The sequence below is a fragment of the Litorilinea aerophila genome (assembly GCF_006569185.2).
Taxonomy (GTDB): domain Bacteria; phylum Chloroflexota; class Anaerolineae; order Caldilineales; family Caldilineaceae; genus Litorilinea; species Litorilinea aerophila.
Map to the genome: position 1 here is coordinate 22,263 of NZ_VIGC02000024.1, position 19,477 is coordinate 41,739.

General features: G+C 64.5%; 14 protein-coding genes. 12 read left to right on the plus strand and 2 right to left on the minus strand.

Annotation, left to right across the window (positions count from 1 at the left end; all coding sequences use genetic code 11):
* The first annotated feature begins 17 nt into the window (after positions 1-17).
* The gene (locus tag FKZ61_RS16855) at positions 18-2,231 is read left to right on the plus strand and encodes an ATP-binding protein (RefSeq protein WP_141611303.1); all 2,214 of its coding nucleotides are present in this window, start codon (positions 18-20) and stop codon (positions 2,229-2,231) included.
* Here FKZ61_RS16855 and FKZ61_RS24335 read toward each other — a convergent pair.
* Positions 2,167-3,423, minus strand: a complete 1,257-nt coding sequence (locus tag FKZ61_RS24335; RefSeq protein ID WP_141611304.1) for a response regulator — start codon at positions 3,421-3,423, stop codon at positions 2,167-2,169. The two genes, FKZ61_RS16855 and FKZ61_RS24335, sit on opposite strands and share 65 nt — an antisense overlap.
* 191 nt (positions 3,424-3,614) lie before the next feature.
* On the opposite strand from FKZ61_RS24335, the gene FKZ61_RS16865 reads away from it, so the two are divergent.
* From FKZ61_RS16865 to FKZ61_RS16880, 4 genes are all read left to right on the plus strand, one after another.
* Positions 3,615-4,565, plus strand: a complete 951-nt coding sequence (locus FKZ61_RS16865) for a carbohydrate ABC transporter permease (RefSeq protein ID WP_229964296.1) — start codon at positions 3,615-3,617, stop codon at positions 4,563-4,565.
* 3 nt (positions 4,566-4,568) lie between these two features.
* Positions 4,569-5,456 (plus strand): carbohydrate ABC transporter permease, encoded by an 888-nt coding sequence (locus tag FKZ61_RS16870; RefSeq protein ID WP_211358604.1) that lies wholly within the window; start codon positions 4,569-4,571, stop codon positions 5,454-5,456.
* 123 nt (positions 5,457-5,579) lie between these two features.
* Positions 5,580-6,959, plus strand: coding sequence for an ABC transporter substrate-binding protein (locus tag FKZ61_RS16875; protein ID WP_170199872.1), 1,380 nt, complete (start codon positions 5,580-5,582; stop codon positions 6,957-6,959).
* Positions 6,960-7,143: 184 nt separating this feature from the next.
* Positions 7,144-8,517, plus strand: coding sequence for a sulfatase-like hydrolase/transferase (locus tag FKZ61_RS16880; protein ID WP_141611306.1), 1,374 nt, complete (start codon positions 7,144-7,146; stop codon positions 8,515-8,517).
* Between the two features lie 165 nt (positions 8,518-8,682).
* On the opposite strand, the gene FKZ61_RS16885 is transcribed toward FKZ61_RS16880, so the two are convergent.
* Complete coding sequence (locus FKZ61_RS16885; RefSeq protein WP_141611307.1) at positions 8,683-9,708, minus strand: LacI family DNA-binding transcriptional regulator; 1,026 nt, start codon at positions 9,706-9,708, stop codon at positions 8,683-8,685.
* Positions 9,709-10,081: 373 nt separating this feature from the next.
* Here FKZ61_RS16885 and FKZ61_RS16890 point away from each other — a divergent pair, with 373 nt between their 5' ends.
* The 7 genes from FKZ61_RS16890 to arfA all read left to right on the plus strand — a co-directional run bounded on the left by FKZ61_RS16890 (position 10,082) and on the right by arfA (position 19,422).
* Positions 10,082-12,064, plus strand: coding sequence for an ABC transporter substrate-binding protein (locus tag FKZ61_RS16890; protein WP_141611308.1), 1,983 nt, complete (start codon positions 10,082-10,084; stop codon positions 12,062-12,064).
* 148 nt (positions 12,065-12,212) lie between these two features.
* Complete coding sequence (locus tag FKZ61_RS16895) at positions 12,213-13,223, plus strand: ABC transporter permease (protein WP_141611309.1); 1,011 nt, start codon at positions 12,213-12,215, stop codon at positions 13,221-13,223.
* 14 nt (positions 13,224-13,237) lie between these two features.
* Positions 13,238-14,095, plus strand: coding sequence for an ABC transporter permease (locus FKZ61_RS16900; RefSeq protein WP_141611310.1), 858 nt, complete (start codon positions 13,238-13,240; stop codon positions 14,093-14,095).
* A 3-nt stretch (positions 14,096-14,098) separates the two neighbouring features.
* Positions 14,099-15,091, plus strand: a complete 993-nt coding sequence (locus tag FKZ61_RS16905) for an ABC transporter ATP-binding protein (RefSeq protein ID WP_141611311.1) — start codon at positions 14,099-14,101, stop codon at positions 15,089-15,091.
* Entirely contained in the window at positions 15,088-16,128 is a 1,041-nt protein-coding gene (locus FKZ61_RS16910) for an ABC transporter ATP-binding protein (RefSeq protein ID WP_141611312.1), read from the plus strand. The genes FKZ61_RS16905 and FKZ61_RS16910 overlap by 4 nt, the downstream gene beginning before the upstream one ends.
* Complete coding sequence (locus tag FKZ61_RS16915; RefSeq protein WP_141611313.1) at positions 16,125-17,633, plus strand: alpha-N-arabinofuranosidase; 1,509 nt, start codon at positions 16,125-16,127, stop codon at positions 17,631-17,633. Before FKZ61_RS16910 ends, FKZ61_RS16915 begins: the two co-directional genes overlap by 4 nt.
* Positions 17,634-17,913: 280 nt before the next feature.
* Positions 17,914-19,422, plus strand: coding sequence for an arabinosylfuranosidase ArfA (arfA, locus tag FKZ61_RS16920; RefSeq protein ID WP_141611314.1), 1,509 nt, complete (start codon positions 17,914-17,916; stop codon positions 19,420-19,422).
* Positions 19,423-19,477: the final 55 nt, after the last annotated feature.

A 19,477-nucleotide genomic window follows, 5' to 3' on the forward strand; every position in this document is an offset into this window, starting at 1 on the left:
TGGATGAAAGGAGGAAGATGGCCATGGTGAACCCTGCCCGGAGCGCCATGCAGGCAGAAGTGAACCAGGTCTTCCAGGATTTGGCGGCCGATTCGTTGACCCGGCTGTTGCCGGCCCTCAACCTGCTCTGCTGGCTCTGGACTGCGTATCTGGTCCTCTTCTGGCCAGCCCACACAGGCCCCGCCTACGGGGCCTTTTTTCTCATTGCCGGCAGCAGCGCCTTCTGCTTCTGGCAGATCCGACGTCGCTACAACCTGGCCGTGGGCACCCTGCTGGTCGGCCTCTGGCTGGCGGTCACCCTCTACGTGGTCAGCTTCCACCAGGCAGCCTTCTTCTACCTCTACCTGCAGGTGATCCTGGTGGCTGCAGTGCTGGCCGGGGCGCCGGCCATGGGCGGGCTCACCCTGTTGGCCGCCGGCACGATCCTGGTGCTGGGCTGGCAGTGGGGCCTGCCCTGGACAACACTGGCCATGCCCACGGCCATGCTCCTCTTCACCGCCATGACCGCCTGGCTGAGCGCCCAGCGCCTCTTCACCGCCCTGGACTGGGCCCTCACCATGTTCCTGGCGTCCCGGCGCAACGCAGAGGAGGCCCGTGCCCACCGGGCCGAGCTCCAGGGCGTGCTCCGTAGCCTGGACATCGCCTACGCCCGGCTGGAACGGGCCAACCGGGCCCTGATCTTTGCCCAGGAAGCGGCCGAACGGGCCTACCGCTTCAAGTCCGACTTCGTGGCCAATGTCAGCCACGAGCTGCGCACTCCCCTGAACCTGATCGTGGGCTTCGCCGAGATGATGGCCACCGCGCCGGAAAGCTACGGCGGCGTGACCCTGCCCCGGGAGTATCGGGGGGATGTGATGGCCATCTACCGCAGCGCCCGCCACCTGCTGGACCTGATCAACGACGTGCTGGACCTCTCCCAGATCGAGGCCGGCCGCATGGTCATCCACAAGGAGCGGGTGGACCTGGTGGCGGTGGTGCAGGAGGCGGCGGAGATGGTGCGGGGATTGGCCGAGGCCCGGGGCCTGCGGCTGGATCTCTGCTTTCCCGCCCCCTCCCTGCCTGTGGAGCTGGACCGCACCCGCATCCGCCAGGTGCTGCTGAATCTGTTGACCAACGCCATGCGCTACACCGATGCCGGCTGGGTGCGGGTGGCGGTGGAGCAGGGCGAGGATGCATTACGGATCTGGGTGGAGGACACGGGGCGGGGCATCGACCCGGCCAAGCTTCACAAGGCCTTCGAAGCCTTCAGCCGCCTGGACGAGGAACATCTCACCGAGGGGACGGGGCTGGGGCTGGCTGTGAGCAAGAAATTTGTGGAGCTTCACGGTGGCCAGATGGGCATCGAAAGCCAGGTGGGCCGGGGCACTCGAGTCCACTTTACCCTGCCCTTGCCCGAGCATGCCGCGCTGGAGGCCCTCTCCGCCGTCCGCCTGAGCAGCCCGGTGCATCCCCGCCGGGACGGCCAGCCGGAGGTGCTGGTACTCCACGACGACGAGCGGGTCCTGAATCTCTTCCAGCGCCATCTGCCCGGCTACCGCTTTGAACTGGCCCTCTCGCCCGAGGAGGCCAACCGGCGGCTGCGGCAGCAGTTGCCCGACCTGATCCTGGTGGACCGGCGCTGGCGGGAGCAGTGGCCAGAGCTGCTCCAACGGTTGGGCGAACAGCTCCCCATTCCCATCCTTTCCTGCCCCCTGCCCAGTGTCCACCACGTGGGCCTGCTCATGGGCGCCACCGATTATCTGCCCAAGCCGGTCATGCGGGACGACCTGGCTGCGGCGCTGGCTCGCCTCCCCCGGCCCCCACGGACGGCCCTGGTGGTGGACGACGACCCCCACGTGGTGCGCCTGATCGCGCGCATGCTCAAGGCCATCGACCCGAACTTGCGGGTCTTCGAGGCCTTTGGCGGGCGGGAAGGGCTGGCCGTGGCCCGGGCCCAGCGCCCGGATGTGATCTTTCTGGATCTGGTCATGCCGGAGGTGAGCGGCTACTCCATCGTGGAAGCCGTGACCCAGGAGCAGTCCCTGGCCGGCACGGCCATCATCGTGGTGTCGGTGCGCAGCGTGGAGCAGGAGCTGGCGCCCATGCGGGGGGAGTTTCGGCTGCAGCGCTCCACCGGTTTTTCCCTGACCGAACTTCTCCACCTGTTGCAGGCCCAGCTGGCCACCCTTACCCGGCCTGATGCAGTCTCCCCAACCAGCGCCGCAGCAGCTCTAGCAGCGCCTGCTGGCTGACCGGCTTGGTGATGTAGTCCCGGGCGCCCATGGCCATGGCCAGCTCCACCTCGTTGAGCACCGAGCAGACGGCCACGGGGATCTCGCGGGTCTGGGGCGAGCGCTGGAGTTCCTTCAAAATCTCCCACCCATCTTGTTGAGGCAACATCAGATCCAGCAGGACCAACTGGGGCTGGAGCTCGGCGGCCAGGGCAAGGGCCTGGGGACCGCTGGTCGCGCCCGCCACCCGAACCCGGTAGCCGCCCAGGTAGCGCTGGAAGAGGCGAACCAGCCCTTCGTTGTCGTCCACCACCAGCACCGTGGGCAGCACCGCGGTGGGCAAATGGACCTGGGCGTGCCAGACATTGGCCTCACGCTGGACGGTGAGCTGGCCATTTTGGGCTTCGATGAGGTTGCGGGCCACAGCCATGCCCACCCCGGCCCGGCTCCGCGGGGTGGCCTCCTCTGGAGCGGCTTCCCCCTGGGCGCGGATTCGAAGGCAGACCGTTTCCTGGGACGTGGCGACCTGGATCTGGATGGTGGCCCGGGGGGGCACCGCATCCAGCGCCTGGCTGAGGAGGTTCAGCAGGGCCTGGCGCAGGAGGGTGCGGTCAGCCAGGACTGGCGGCCACACCTGGGGAGGCGGGAAGAGGAGCTGGCTGCCGGTCTGCTGCAGGCGGGGGCTCAGCAGCTCGCCCACGCCGGCCAGCACCTGGTCCAGGGCCACCATCTCCAGGTGGGCGTTCTGGCGCAGCCGATCCACCTCGGCCTGGGCCACGGCCAGCCGGTCCCCGTTGGCGGGGGAAGCCGGGACAGGGGCGGGCCTGGCCTGCTCCTGGAAGAGGCTGGCCAGGGCTTCGATGCCCTTGGCATGTTCCCGGTAGGCCTGGCGCCGGCTCAGGCTCAGCTTGTCCGCGATCTCTTCCATGGAGAGGCCATCCACGTAGCGGTAGGTGAGGATGGCGTAGGCCCGGGTGGCCTCGGGCGGCACATCGGAGCGGCTCTGGGGGCGGAGCAATTCGATGAGATCCAGCAGGGTGCGGCGGAGCTGTTGGGCCCGGCTCACCTGATCGCCCCGGGCGTCGTCCTCCAGGTATGCGGCCAGGGGGTGGTTCTGGAGATAGGCCTGGTCGTAGAGGTGGGCCAGGGCGGTCCGGATATGATGGGCGAGCTCGTCTGGCGTGAAAGGGTGCATGGCGGGAAAGGTTGTCACTTTTTTGGCACAAAAGGGATTGTGTCCATTTGGATCCATCGGGCACAATACAGGGGTGAATCCCGTAGTTTCTGGTCTATCTTACCATTCCCCCTTCTGCCTATCCAACTGGTCGGTGCCGCCGGGCGCTCTCCGGCTGTCCGCCTGATGTGCGAATCCGAACCTGTCCGACATGGATCTGGAGGTTTCATGTGACATCTGCTGCTAGTTCGGCGCCCCATGGGGTGGGCGCGCAACCCTTTTCCCGGGGTGTCCGCAGGGCCTTTCGCCGTAACATCGAGGGCTGGCTCTTCGCCTCTCCCTGGATCGTGGGCTTTATCCTCTGGACCCTGGGGCCCATGGTGGCATCCCTGATCATCGCCTTTACCGAGTGGGATCTCATCTCGTCGCCTCGCTGGGTGGGGCTGGCCAACATCCAGGGCATGTTCCATGACGAGCTGGTGGCCAAATCCTTGATCGTCACCACCAACTACGCCTTCATCAGCGTGCCACTCCACATCATCTTTGGCCTGGCCCTGGCCCTGCTGTTGAATACCCGCATCATTGGACTTCGCTTCTACCGGACGGCCTTTTACCTGCCCTCAGTGTTGTCGGGTGTGGCGGTGGCGCTGTTGTGGCGCTGGCTCTTCTCCACCGAGTTTGGGCTCTTCAACGCCCTCCTCTCCTACCTGGGCATCCGGGGGCCGAGCTGGCTGGGGGATCCCAACTGGGCGCTGCCGTCCCTGATCCTCATGAGCCTGTGGGGCGTGGGCGCGGGGGCCATCATCTACCTGGCCGGCCTGCAGGGCATCCCCACCGACCTCTACGAGGCGGCGGAGGTGGACGGCGCCCGGGGATGGGAGCGTTTCTGGCACATCACCCTGCCCATGATGACGCCGGTGCTCTTCTTCCAGCTGGTGACCGGCATCATCGGCGCGCTCCAGGTCTTCACCCAGGCATACATCATGACCAACGGCGGCCCCAACAACGCCACCCTCTTCTTCTTGCTCTACCTGTATCGCAACGCCTTCCAATACTTCCGCATGGGCTACGCCAGTGCCCTGGCCTGGGTGCTCTTCCTCTACATCCTGGTGCTAACCCTGATCGTCTACCGCTCCTCCAACCTGTGGGTCTACTACGAAGGCGAAGAGAGAGGGAGATAAGCCATGTCCGTCGCGCAAGCGCCTGCACAACAGACCCGGTCGGTGTCCACCCGTTTTACCATGCGCCAGCGTCGTCTGCTGGGGCATCTGGTGGTGCACCTGTTGCTTCTCAGCGGGGTGGTGTTGATGTTCATCCCCCTGGCATGGACCATTTCCACCTCGTTGAAGACCCCGGGTGAAGTCTTTTTGTTCCCGCCCAAGTGGCTGCCCAGCGAAATCCAGTGGCAGAACTATGCCGAGGCCGTCACGGCCATCCCATTCTTCCAATACCTCTATAACACCACCCTGATCACCGTGTTGACCATCATCGGCAAGGTGATCTCCATTACCCTGGTGGCCTTTGCCTTTGCCCGGCTGCGCTGGTGGGGGCGGGATTTCATGTTCCTGGTTATGCTTTCCACCATGATGCTGCCGCCCCATGTGACGTTGATCCCCCAGTTTATCCTCTTCAAGGAATTGGGCTGGATCAACACCTACCTGCCCCTGGTGCTGCCGGCCTTTTTCGGCGGCCCCTGGTTGACCTTCCTGGTGCGCCAGTTTTTCATGACCCTGCCCCGGGATCTGGACGACGCGGCCCGCATCGACGGCTGCTCCAGTTGGGGCGTCTACTCCCGCATCATCATGCCCATGGCCAAGCCCGCCGTGATCATCGTGGTCATCTTCGTGTTCAACGGGACGTGGAATGAATTTCTCCTCCCCCTCATCTACTTGCAGAGCCCGGAGAAGTTCACCCTGGCCCTGGGCCTGCGCATGTTCCAGGGCGAAGCCAGCACCAGCTGGCACCTGCTGATGGCAGCTTCCTTGCTGACCATGCTGCCGGTGCTGGTGCTCTTCTTCGCCGCCCAGAAGTATTTCATGCAGGGAATTGTCTTCACCGGCGTGAAATCATAGGCCCTGACCGGATTCATGTATCCCCTGGACCAGCCGCCAATGTATACCATACCCTGGACGGTCTGATGGGCTGGCATGGGCCGTCTGTCTGTGAATTGTTCGCATCAAACCAAGGAGGAAAAGATGAAGAATCGCCATCGCCTGACCCGACGGGACTTTCTGCGGAACCTGACCGTAGCCACCGCCGGCGTGGTTGGCCTGGCCGCCTGCGCGCCGGCCGCAGCGCCCCAGGCGGGCCAGAGTACAGGCGGAGAGGAGACCAGCCAGGCCAGCGCCGAACCCATCACCATCACCTTCATCGTGGACACCATCAACGAGGGCCACGTCCAGGTGCGCAACAAGTGGGCCCAGGAGTTCATGGAGGCCCATCCCAACGTGAAGGTCGATCACCAGCCCATCCCTCAAGACTACACCACCAAGATCCAGACCCTCTTCGCCGCCGGCACCCCGGCCGATGTCTACCGCTACCTGCAGGAGGTCACGCCCATCATCACCGTGGCCGAGAAGAACATGCACCTGCAGTTGGATGACTACATCGCCCGGGACAACTACGACCTGAGCGACTTCCGGCCGGATGCGGTGGAGCTCTATCGCTGGGAAGGCAAGACCTATGCCCTACCCCGGGACTACGGCAACCAGAACCTCTTCTACAACCTGGACCTGCTGGAAGAGGCCGGCATCGAGCCGCCGCCTGCCGACTGGGAAGACAAGACCTTCACCTTCGAGGTCTTCCTGGATATGGCCCAGCGGCTCACCAAGCGCAGCGGCGATCGCACCGAGCAATGGGGCTTCCTGGTGAACCGGGGCCAGCGCCCCTGGGCATCCTGGCTCTACTGCAACGGCGGCGCGCTGGTCCACAAGGACGAACGGGGCGTGGCCACCGACTGCGCCCTGACGGACGAGGCCTCCGTGGAGGCGTTGCAGTTCCTGCAGGACCTGATGTACAAGTACGAAGTCGCACCCCGGCCGGATCTGGAATCGGAGTTGGGTGGCTTCGACCTCTTCGCCACCGGCCGGGTGGGCATCATGCTCACCAACCCCTCTGCGGTCAATCTCTTCCGCACCATCGAGACCTTCCGCTGGGACGTGGCCACCCTGCCCCTGGGCAAGGCCGAACGCCGGGGCACGGGCGGTGGTGGAACGGGCTGGGCCGGCGCCGCCGCCACCAAACACCCCGACGTGGTCTGGGAATTCCTGAAGCACATCTCCAGCCCGGAAGCCGAGCTGGACGAGGTCTCTGTGGGCGCGACCACGCCTTCCCGCCTTTCGGTGGTCCTGTCGGATGCGTTCCTGGATCCGGAGAAGCCGCCCAAGAATGCCCGGGCCTTCGCCCAGGCCCAGGAGTACGTGGTGCGGGATCCGGTTCACGTCCTCTGGCCGGAGATCACCCAGCGCATCTACAACCCCAAGATGGACCTGCTCTGGAGCGGCACCAACGACGCAGCTACCGTGGCCCAGATGATCAAGGAGGAGGCGGATCCCCTCTTCGCCCGCTCTTCCTGAGGCAAGCCCAGGGGCGAGCCAGGATCCTGGCCCATCCGGAAAGGGAATACGGGTGCGAAGGGCGCAGCATCGTCTGTGTCCCTCGCACCCGGTTGTTTTTCCATCTTCCCCATCCCGTGTATCATCTTGACTATCGACATCCATTTCCTGCGCCTTTCTTCCAGACAGCCTGAAAGGTACCACCATGTCCAAATCCCGTTCCGACCGACCCAACGTCATCGTCTTCTTCACCGACCAGCAGCGCTGGGACACCACCGGCATCCACGGCAACCCCCTGGGCCTGACGCCCAACTTCGACCGCATGGCCCAGCGGGGCACCCACGTCCACTACGCGTTTACCTGCCAGCCGGTCTGCGGCCCGGCCCGCTCCTGCCTGCAGACGGGCATGTACGCCACCAACACCGGCGTCTTCCACAACGGCGTCCCCCTGGCCCAGGATGCGGTGACCCTGGCCAAGTGTTTTGGCCAGGCCGGCTACGCCACCGGCTACATCGGCAAGTGGCACCTGGGCAGCCGGGATCCAGTGCCGCCGGAGGAGCGAGGCGGCTACGACTACTGGCTGGCGGCCAACCTGCTGGAGTTCACCTCCGATGCCTACGACACGGTGCTCTTCGACAACGAGGGCCACCCGGTCAAGCTGCCCGGCTACCGGGTGGACGCGCTCACCGACGCCGCCATCCGCTACATCGACGCCCACCAGGAGGAGCCCTTCTTCCTCTTCATCTCCTACCTGGAGCCCCACCACCAGAATCACGTGGACGACTACCCGCCGCCCGACGGCTACCGGGAGATGTACACCGGCCGTTGGACACCGCCGGACCTGGCCGCGCTGGGGGGCTCGTCGGCCCAGCATCTGGGCGGCTACTACGGCATGGTCAAGCGCCTGGACGAAGCCCTGGGCCGGCTCCTGGACGCGCTCAAGAGCCTGGATCTCTCCGACCAGACCATCGTCCTCTTCACTTCGGACCACGGCAACCACTTCAAGACCCGCAACGCCGAGTACAAGCGATCCTGCCACGAGAGCGCCATCCGGGTGCCCACGGCGCTCTGTGGCCCGGGCTTTGACGGCGGCGGACGCATCCACCAGCTGGTTAGCCTGGTGGACCTGCCGCCCACCCTGTTGGACGCGGCCGGCCTGCCCATCCCCGAGACCATGGAGGGGCGTTCCATCCTGCCCCTGCTGCGGGGCCAGGCGGCCGACTGGCCCCAGGAAGTCTTCATCCAGATCAGCGAGTCCCAGGTGGGGCGGGCGCTGCGCACCCACCGCTGGAAGTATGGGGTGGACGCACCGGACAAGCACGGCAGCCGGGACCCGGGCTCGGAGCGCTACGTGGAGCAGTACCTCTACGACCTGGAATCGGATCCCTACGAGCTGGTCAACCTGGTGGAGCTGGACGCCTTCGACGCGGTCAAGGCCGAACTGCGGGAGCGGCTCATCCGGCGCATGGTGGAAGCCGGCGAGCCGGCGCCGGTCATCGAGCCGGCATCCAGCCAGCCCAGCGGCCAGCGTCGCCCCTCGATTGCCCAGGTGCGGGAGTGGCACTTTCGCAAGGCGTGAAAGCTCCCACTGTCCTCCGGCCAATGGGAACCCCATACGCGAGGCGGCCCTCGCCGTAGACCTGTAGCCGCGGGTATCTTCCCGCCGCAACCGGTATCCAGCTAATAAAAGCCCCTCCCCGGCGTCCGCGGGAGGGGCTTGGTTGTGGTATGGATGGAGTGGAGTTCAGGCGGACGGGCTGGCGCAGGACTCCCGCACGATCAGCTCCCCGTAGACAATGCTTTTGACCGGAATTTCGTTCTGGCCCTGGATGAGCCGGTGCAGCTTTTGCATGGCCAGGATACCCATTTCCTGTTTGGGAATGCGGAAGGTGGTGAGGGGCGGGCGGGTGAAGGCACTGTCCCGCACGTCGTCGATGCTGACGATGGAGATGTCCTGGGGGATATGCAACCCGGCCTCTCGGATGGCCTCCATGGCGCCAAAGGCAGTCTTGTCGCTGATGGCCACCACCGCGCTGGGGCGCCTCTCCTGGGCCAGGATCTCCTTCATCTGGAGGTAGCCCTTCTGGGGGTGGCCTGAAGTGGGATAGGGCATCCACTCGGGTGGGATGAGCAGGCCGGCCTCCCCGGCGGCTGCCCACACCCCCCGCAGGCGATCCACCAGGCTGCTGTACTTGACCGGCCCCCGCAACACCCCGATTTCCCGGTGTCCCAGCTCCAGCAGGTGGCGGGTGACGGTGTAGCCCGCGGTGAAATTGTCGCCCAGGACGCAGGGCAGCTGATGCCCCTCAATGTGGTTTTCGATCAGCACCAGGGGCAGCTCGGCCGACTCCAGCTGAACCACCATGTCTGGCGTGATGTCGCCATCATTGGCAATCACCAGCCCCTGGACTTTGCTGGCCAGCTGGCTCTGAATGGCATCCAACCCTTCGTGGGCGCGATCAAACATGTGCAGAAGCACGTGATAGCCCAGCCGCTGCGCCTCCGCCTGGAATCCCCGAATGATGTCCCCGTAGAAGATATCCAGCAACACCGGCATGGAGCTCTGCTCGATGAGGAGCCCGATGGTCTGGCTGTTGCCGTTCTGGCTCTGGGGCGAGGGCTGATAGCCCAGGCGCAGCGCCTCGGCCCGCACCCGCTCCCGGGTTTCAGCCGAGATGCCAGGCCGGTTGTTCAGGACCAGCGAGACCGTAGAGATGGAGACGTTGGCGGCTTCGGCAATATCGCGTAGACTTGGCTTCTGTTTTCCCACGGACTTCCCTCGACGGTTTAGTAAATTTTATAAAATTTAGGCGTAGTTCACTTGACAATTTGAGTAAATTTTAGTACGATTATAACAGCCGTTCACTTTCCCGCCAAATGCTTCACCGATTTCTGCCCTGCCCGTCAGCGGAAGGACGGCCATTTCCGAACTTGAACCTGCAGTGACATCCCATAAGAATATTTCACTTTAGCACATCCCACCCTGGAATGCCAATTGGGCGCGGTTTGCGGGTCATTGGCATAAAACGTTTTAGTGAGCCGCTTTCAGCCTGTGCACCCCTCGGTCCAGTTTTGTGGTCGTTGTCTTACGGTTCCGCTCCGATTCAATTTATTGAATGCATTAGTGAACGCAGGAGAGACATATGCAACCCTACAAGTACTCCAGACGCGCTTTTCTGGCCCAACTGGGGCTCGTCACCGCAGGGGGCGTATTGGCCGCCTGTGCCCAGCCGGCCGCCGGCCCAGCCGCCACCACCGGTCAGCAGGCTGCCCCCGCGGCCGGCGCGGGGGCAGCGGAGGTGGCGCCCGGCGTTCCCCGTACCGAAACCCTCATCCTGGAGAACCCCACCGGCCGGGTGGTGCCTGCTGATGACTTCAACCGGTGGCGCCCCGGGATCCAGAGCGCTTCCACCGGCCTGCAGCAGCTGGCCCTGGATGCCCTCTGGTACATCGACCCGGACGCGGGTATCGACGGCGTGTGGGACAACTCCCTGGCCGCGGAGAAGCCCATCTACAACGAGGATTTCACCCAGATGACCGTGAAGCTCCGCCAGGGCATCTACTGGAGCGACGGGGTGGAGTTCACCGCGGATGACCTCATCTACACGGTGGACATTCAAAAGAACACGCCGGGCCTGGCCTACTCCGGCCAGTTTGCCAAGTATGTGGACCACATGGAGAAGCCCGACGACTACACGGTGGTTTTCCACCTCACCGAGCCCAACTCCCGCTTCCACGGGCTCTTCACCGTCCGCTGGAGCGCCTGCTTCATGATGCCCAAGCACATCTTCGAGCAGCAGGAAGACGTGGTGGCCTTCACCTTCAACCCGCCGGTCAGCCTGGGCCCGTACGTCCTCAAGGACTTCGACCCCAACGGCAACTGGTACCTCTGGGAGCGGCGGGAGGACTGGGAGCGCACCACCCTGGCCCGCTTTGGCATGCCGGCGCCCAAATATGCCATGTACGTGGCCCCCGGCCCCAGCGACAAGAAGGTCATGGGGCAGACCAGCCACGACCTGGACGTGATCCACGACATCGCGCCCGAGGGGATGATCACCCTGGCCCGTACCAACCCCACCTCTCGCGGTTGGTTCAAGTCCTTCCCCTGGGCACACCCGGATCCCACCCTGCCCTCGGTGATCTACAACAACGAGAAGCCCGGCCTGAACAACCGGGATGTCCGTTGGGCGTTGACCCTGGCCATCGACATCGTGCGGGTGGCCATGGCCTCCTATCGGGGTGCCGCCACCATCTCGGCCATCCACGTGCCGCCCACCGGCCTCTATCCCCAGTACTACTTCGACCCACTCCAGGACTGGCTGCACGACTTTACCCTGGACATCGGCGGGGAGGCCTACAAGCCCTACGACCCCGATGCCAGCCTGCGCATCGCCGATGAGGCCCGCAAAGCCCTGGGCGACATGGTGCCCACCGACGTCAACGAGATCCGCAAGGCCATCGGCTACGGCTGGTGGAAGTATGACCTGGACGCGGCGGAACGGCTCATGCTCCAGGCGGGCTGCAGCCGGGATGCCAACGGCATGTGGCTGTTACCCAACGGCGAACCCTTCAAGATCGCGTTGCTGGCGGAAGGCGAAACCCGGCCGGTCATGAACCGGGGCGCGGCCATGATCGTGGAAAATTGGAAGGAATTCGGGATCGACGCCAGCCTGGATGTGCGCGATAATGCTTCGCGAGCCCGCCTGGCCCTGCTGGGCGAGTTCGATGCCGAGTTCGGCTGGACCATCGAGACCTGGGGCGGCCATCCCGATCTCTTCTTCTTCCTGGAGTCCTGGCACTCGGACTTCTACCGCCCGACCGGCGAAAATGCGGTGGGCCGTAACCGCATGCGCTGGAAGCATCCAGAGTTGGATCGCATCATCGAGGCCATCCAACGCCTGGACTTCGACGACCCCAAGGGGATCGAACTGGGCCAGGAGTTCATCAAGCTGGCGGCCCACGAGATGCCCATCACGCCCATCATGTCCTACAACGTCTTCTCCGTCTGCGACGAGTACTACTGGGAAGGGTTCCCCACGGCCGAGAACCCCTACACCAATCCGGTGGCCAACTGGGCCAACACCAAGTACATGTTCGTGAAGATTCGGCCTAAGCAGCAGGCATGATGAGATGTAGGTGACTGGGTGATTAGGGTATTGGGTGATTGGGTGGCAAGGGGGCGCGTTCCTGCAACGCTTCCCCCAATCACCTGATCACCCAATTGCCCAATCCCCCAGCCACCCACCCCCTTGCCATAAATCCGGAGAACGTACGGTGCGGAAATTCATTCTGGGCTATCTGTTGCCCCGTATCGGTCAGTATTTCATGGTCATCTTTCTTGGGGTGACCCTGACGTTCATCATCCCCCGTTTTTCCCCCAACGACCCGGTGGAGCGCCAGGTGAGCCAGATCATGATGAGCGGCTCCCAGGTCAGCCCGGAGGCCATCGAACATCTGCGGGAAGCGCTCACCGAGATGTACGGCCTGTCTGGCAGTCCGTGGCAACAGTACTGGGCCTTCTGGGGGCGCCTCCTGCGGGGGGACCTGGGGCCTTCCCTCTCCACCTTTCCCACCCCGGTCACCAAGCTGATTGCCGACGCCATGCCCTGGACCCTGGGCCTGCTGCTGACGGCGGTCCTCATCTCGTGGCTGTTGGGCAACCTGCTGGGGGGGCTGGCCGGCTACTATACCGAGAGCCGGATCATGCGGGCCATTGACGTCCTCAGCCAGGCCGTCCGCCCCATCCCCTACTACATCATGGCCCTGGTGTTGCTGGCCGTCTTCGCCTACTATATTCCCCTCTTTCCCTTCAGCGGCGCTTACCCGCCGGGTACCCATGTGGAGTGGAGCCTCAGTTTCATCCTGACCGTGGTGCGACATTCCATTCTGCCGGCCCTGAGCCTGATTCTGGTTGGGATCGGCGGCTGGTTTATCGGCATGCGCGCCCTGGCCTCCAACATCGTTTCGGAAGACTACGTCGTCTACGTGGAAAATGCCGGCCTCCCGGAACGGACCATCGTCTTCAACTACGTCATCCGCAACGCGCTCCTGCCCCAAATCACCGGGCTGGCCCTCCAGCTGGGCCTGATCTTCAACGGCGCGCTGATCATGGAGGTGGTCTTCGGCTATCCGGGCATGGGGACGTTGACCCTCCAGGCGGTGATGGCCAACGACTACACCCTGATCATGGGCATCACCATTTTCTCCATCATCGGTGTGGCCACCTCGGTGTTGATCCTGGACCTGATCTACCCCCTCTTCGACCCACGGGTGCGCCATCAGTGAAGGCAGCTTTGCATATGTTTACGACATTGCGGGATTTACTGAAGTATGACGGCCGCTTTCGCATCGCCTTTATTTTTCTGCTGGCCGTCCTCTGCCTGGCCCTGCTGACGCTGGTTTCCCCCTACGATCCCAGCCGGACGTACCTGGTGCCCCCGGACATGCCCCCGTCCCTGGAATATCCCTTCGGCACCAACTCCCGCGGCCAGGACATCTTCTGGTGGATGGCCTTTGCCGTTCGCAATTCGTTGTTGTTGGGCCTCTTGACCGCCGCCGTCTCCCGGGTCATCGCGGTCCTGGTCGGGCTGACGGCCGGCTACCGGGGCGGCATGGCCGATCGGCTGCTCATGTCCATCAACGACAGCTTTGTGGTCATGCCGGTGCTTCCCATCCTGATCCTGCTCAGTTTTCTGATGCGGGGCCAGCTCAACCTGGTGATGTTGGGCGTCCTCATGGGCGTGTTCGGCTGGCCGTGGGATGCCCGCCTGATCCGGGCCCAGGTGCTGAGCCTGAAGGAACGGCCCTTCACCCAGACGGCCGTCTACTCCGGCACCAACGCCTTTTGGATCACCATCCACGAGCACCTGCCCTTTGTGCTGCCGGTGGTCTTCGCCACCACCATCAACAACCTCATCTGGGCCATCGGCATGGAGGTCACCCTCAGCGTCCTCGGCCTGTCCGATGTGACTTTGCCCACCATCGGCACCACCATCTTCTGGGCCAACCAGCACCAGGCCCTGGTCTTCGGCGCCTGGTGGTGGCTGGCGGCGCCGGTGTTGGTGGCCATCATCCTTTTCCTGGGGCTCTACCTCTTCTTCTCCAGCGTCAACGAATACATCGACCCGCGCACCCGGCTCAGGCTGATTGGAGGCTGAACCATGACACCGCTGCTGGAAGTCGAAGACCTGCGGGCCTACTATCGGACGGAAGTCTACGGCATCTCCCGGACCGTCCGGGCCGTGGATGGCGTCTCGTTTCAACTGGAACGGAACGAGATCTACGGCATCGCCGGGGAGTCGAGCTGTGGCAAGACGACCCTGATCAAGGTCATCTCCGGGACCATCAAGCCGCCCCTCCGGGTGGAGTCGGGCCGGGTCTGTTACCATTTTGAAGGCCGGGACGTGGACATCCTGCACACGGATCGGGATGAGCTCCGTACCCAGGTGCGCTGGAAGGAGATCTCCTACGTGATGCAGGGATCCATGAGCGTCCTCAACCCCGTCCGCCGCATCATTCGCACCTTCGAGGACATCGTGGGGACCCACCAGGGGATCCCCGACAGGCGGGCTTTCCTGGAGCACGTGCGAGAGCATGTCAAGACCCTGGGCCTGCCGCCGGACATCCTCAACCTCTATCCCCACCAGCTTTCGGGCGGCATGCGCCAGCGGGTGGCCATCGCCCTGGCCACCATCTTTCATCCCAGCCTGATCATCGCAGACGAGCCCACCACTGCGTTGGATGTGGTGGTGCAGCGGGGCGTTTTGCAGATGCTCAAGGACATCCAGGCCGAAAGCGGCAACACCGTCCTGCTGGTGACCCACGACCTGGCCGTCCATGCCAACGTGGCGGACCGGGTGGCGGTGATGTATGCGGGCCGGATTGTGGAAGAAGCGCCCACCGAGGTGATCTTCGAGGCCCCCCGGCACCCCTACGCCCAGCACCTGATCCAATCCCTGCCCGTCATCGGCGACAAGTCCAGCAAGGGGAGCCTCAGCGGTGCGCCGCCCAACCTGGCCAACCCGCCCAGTGGCTGCCGCTTCCACCCCCGTTGCCCCCATGCCATGGACATCTGCCGCCAGCGGGTGCCGGAAATGCTCACCGTGGGGCCGCGCCATCGGGTCGCCTGCCATCTCGTGGAGGAGGCCGCATGACCGACACCACCAAGCTGCTGGACGTCCAACATGTTACGGTGGAGTTCCACACCGGCGGCCTGCTGAGCGGAACCCGCCTCCTGGCTGTCAACGACGTCTCTTTCGCCCTGGACAGCCGTCGGCCGGAGATCTTTACCCTGGCCGGCGAGAGCGGCAGCGGCAAGACCACCCTGGCCCGCCTCCTCCTCCACGACCTGGAGCCTACCCGGGGCCAGGTCCTCTTCGAGGGCCGGGACTTGCGCACCATCAAGGGGCGCCGGGATCAGATGGCCTTCATGAAGAAGGTCCAGCCCGTCTTCCAAAACCCCTTTGAAACCTTTAGCCCCCTGCGCCGGGTGGAGGAGTACCTTTTCGACACCGCCCGGAACTTCCGGGGCGTTCGCAGGCGCCGGGACGCTGCCCCCATCGTGGACGAGGCCCTGCGGCAGGTGGGGCTCTCGCTGGAGGAGATCAGCCGCCGTTATCCCCATGAGCTCTCCGGCGGCCAGATCCAGCGCATCTCGGTGGCCCGGGCCCTCATCCCCCAGCCCCGCCTCATCCTGGCCGACGAGCCCGTCTCCATGGTGGACGCTTCCCTGCGCATGTCCATCGTCAACCTCTTCCGCAAGCTGCGGGACGAGCAGCAGGTGAGCGTGGTCTACATCACCCACGACCTGGCCACGGCCTACTACATCAGCGACCGCATCGCCATCATGTTGCGAGGACGCATCGTGGAGATCGGGCCGGTGGAGGCCGTGCTGGACCGGCCCCTGCACCCCTACACCCAACTGCTGAAAGAGTCGGTGCCCAAGCCCCGGCCCCAGGAGCGGGGCGTGTGGACCAGGCACATCGACCTGGGCACCATGGAGGTGAAAGAGTACGGCCGTGTCGGCTGTAAGTTTGCCGGCCGCTGCCCCCATGTCATGGACATCTGCCGCCGGGCCGACCCGCCGGACGTGGCCGTGGAGGGGCGGACGGTCAAGTGTTTCCTCTACACCGAAGACACCGCGCAGGAGGCATCCGCCCCTGCCCAACCCGTGAAGACAGGGATCCCATGAACGAGATCACACTGGATACCAGGCTGGCGAAACACACCATCAGCCGCCACATCTACGGCCACTTTGCCGAGCATCTGGGCCGCTGCATCTACGAGGGCATCTGGGTGGGCGAGGACTCGTCCATTCCCAACGTCCGGGGCATCCGCAGCGACGTGGTGGAGGCCCTGCGCAAGATCCGGGTGCCGGTGTTGCGCTGGCCTGGTGGCTGCTTCGCCGACGAGTACCACTGGATGGATGGCATCGGCCCCCGGGAACAACGCCCCACCATGATCAACACCCACTGGGGGGGCGTGGTGGAAAACAACCACTTCGGCACCCATGAGTTCATGGATCTGTGCGAGCAGTTGGGCTGCGAACCCTACATCTGCGGCAACGTGGGCAGCGGCACAGTCCAGGAAATGTCCCAGTGGGTGGAGTACATCACCTTTGACGGCATCAGCCCCATGGCGAACCTGCGCCGGGCCAACGGCCGGGAAAAGCCCTGGCGGCTGAAATATTTCGGCGTGGGCAACGAAAACTGGGGCTGTGGCGGCCACATGCGGGCCGAGTACTACGCCGACCTCTACCGGCGCTACGCGCTCTATGCCCGCAACTACGGCGACAACCGACTCTACCGCATCGCCTGTGGCCCCCGCAACGACGACTACCACTGGACCGAGGTGTTGATGGAGCAGGCGGGCAGCGACCGCTGGCCTGGCGGCCCCTACATGGACGGCCTGGCCCTCCACTACTACACCTCGGTGCGCCGCCTGCCCGACGGTTCCCGGGAAGGCTCCGCCACCCAGTTCGACGAGGCGGGCTGGATCGAGATCATCGCCAAGGGGCTGACCATGGAGGAGCTGGTGCGCCGGCACAGCACCATCATGGACAAGTACGACCCCCAGAAAAAGGTGGCCCTCATCGTGGACGAGTGGGGCACCTGGTATGCGGTGGAGCCCGGCACCCACCCCCGTTTCCTCTATCAGCAAAATACCATGCGGGATGCCCTGGTGGCTGCCACCACCCTGGACATCTTCAACCGCCACTGCGAGCGGGTCCACATGGCCAACATCGCCCAGATGGTCAACGTGCTCCAGGCCATGATCTTGACCCAGGGGGAGAAGATCCTGCTGACGCCCACCTACCACGTCTTTGCCCTCTACACCGTGCACCACGACGCCACCCACGTGCCGGTGGACATCCAGAGCGAACGCTACGAGCTGGGCGATTACAGCATCCCGGCCCTGTCCGCCTCGGCTTCGGTGAACCAGGAGGGCGTGCTGCACATCACCCTCAGCAACGCCAACCCCCGCAAGGCCATGCCGGTCACCCTCTACGTGCGCGGCCTGCCGGTGCGCCAGGCCCAGGGGCAGGTCCTGCGCAGCGACGCCATGCAGGCCCACAACACCTTCGAACAGCCCAATGCCGTCAGCCCACAACCCTTCCAGGAGATCCAGCTCGCGGGGGAGACGGTCACCGTCCACATGCCCCCCATGTCCGTGGTTGCCCTGGCCCTGCGGGAGTAGCCACCTCACCATAGGTCCGGCCTCGTGGCTCGGACAGGGGGCTGCACCTCTGTCACGCAAGGATGCGTGACCTGCGTCACGATGACGTATCACCCACCAGGGGCCTGTGTGCACCGCCGTGTACCGGGGGAGCTGAAGGGCGCGGGTTCCATGCCATCCCGCGCCCTTTCAATGCCCGGCCTGCGAACTTGGACGCGGGGCCAGGGGATGGTATGTTTTCTGCACCATTTTGCACGTTTTCATCGAATTGAAAGCAACGTTTATCTGGAGAACTGATGGTATGAATGAGACCGCACGTATCACCCTGCATCCCGAGTTGACCATCGGCGCGGTGGACCCGCGCCTCTACGGTTCCTTCATCGAACACCTGGGCCGGGCGGTGTACGGAGGCATCTACGAGCCGGACCATCCCGCAGCCGATGAGGAAGGCTTCCGCACCGACGTGCTGGAGCTGGTGCAGGAACTCAACGTCCCCATCGTCCGCTACCCGGGGGGCAACTTCGTCTCAGGCTACAACTGGGAGGACGGCGTCGGCCCTAAGGAGGAGCGCCCCCGCCGGCTGGAGCTGGCCTGGCGCACCATCGAGACCAACCAGTTTGGCACCAACGAATTCATGGCCTGGTGTCGCAAGGCCCACACCGAGCCCATGCTCGCGGTCAACCTGGGCTCTCGGGGGTTGGACGCGGCCCGCAACCTGGTGGAATATTGCAACCACCCCGCCGGCACCTACTGGAGTGACCTGCGCCGCCGCCACGGATACCCGGAACCCCACAAGGTCAAAGTCTGGTGCCTGGGCAACGAGATGGACGGCCCCTGGCAGATCGGCCACAAGACCGCCGACGAGTACGGCCGGCTGGCCGTGGAGACGGCCAAGGTCATGAAGTGGGTGGATCCGACCATCGAGCTGGTGGCCTGCGGCAGCTCCAACCGCAAGATGCCCACCTACCCCCAGTGGGAGGCCACGGTGCTGGAGCACACCTACGAGCACGTGGAGTACCTCTCCCTGCACACCTACTACGGCAACCGCAACGGCAACACCGCCAACTTCCTGGCCAAATCCCTGGACATGGACCGCTTCATCGCCGAGGTGGCCGGCATCTGCGACTACGTCCAGGCCAAGAAGCGCAGCAAGAAGAAGCTCTACCTTTCCTTTGACGAGTGGAACGTCTGGTACCACTCCAACGCCGCGGACCGGCAGTTGGAGCCGTGGCAGATCGCACCGCCCCAGTTGGAGGATATCTACACCTTCGAGGATGCCCTGCTGGTGGGGTGTATGCTCATCACCCTGCTCAAACATGCGGACCGGGTGAAGATCGCGTGCCTGGCCCAACTGGTCAACGTCATCGCACCCATCATGACCGCCAACGGCGGCCCGGCCTGGCGCCAGACCATCTACTACCCCTTCTACCACGCGGCCCGCTACGGCCATGGCCAGGCCCTGCACCTGGCCCCCGGCTCGCCCGTCTACCACGACGACGAGTTCGACGCCGTCCCCTACCTGGAGGCAGTGGCTACCTACGACGAGGCCGGCGAGGTCCTGACCGTCTTCGCGGTCAACCGCCACCTGGAGGAGCCGCTGCCCCTGGTGGGCGATGCCCGTCATTTTGCCGGGTATCGGGTGGTGGAACACATCACCCTGACCCATCCCGATCTCAAGGCCACCAATACCCGGGAGTGCCCCGACCGGGTGGTGCCCCAGGCCAACGGCAACGCCACCCTGCAGGAGGGCCGCCTGGAGGCCCTGTTGCCCGCAGCCTCCTGGAACGTCATTCGCCTGGCCCGCAGATGAGCCAGGCGGACGGCCCGTCGTGGAACATCCGGCGGTGATGTCGGTCACGCACCCT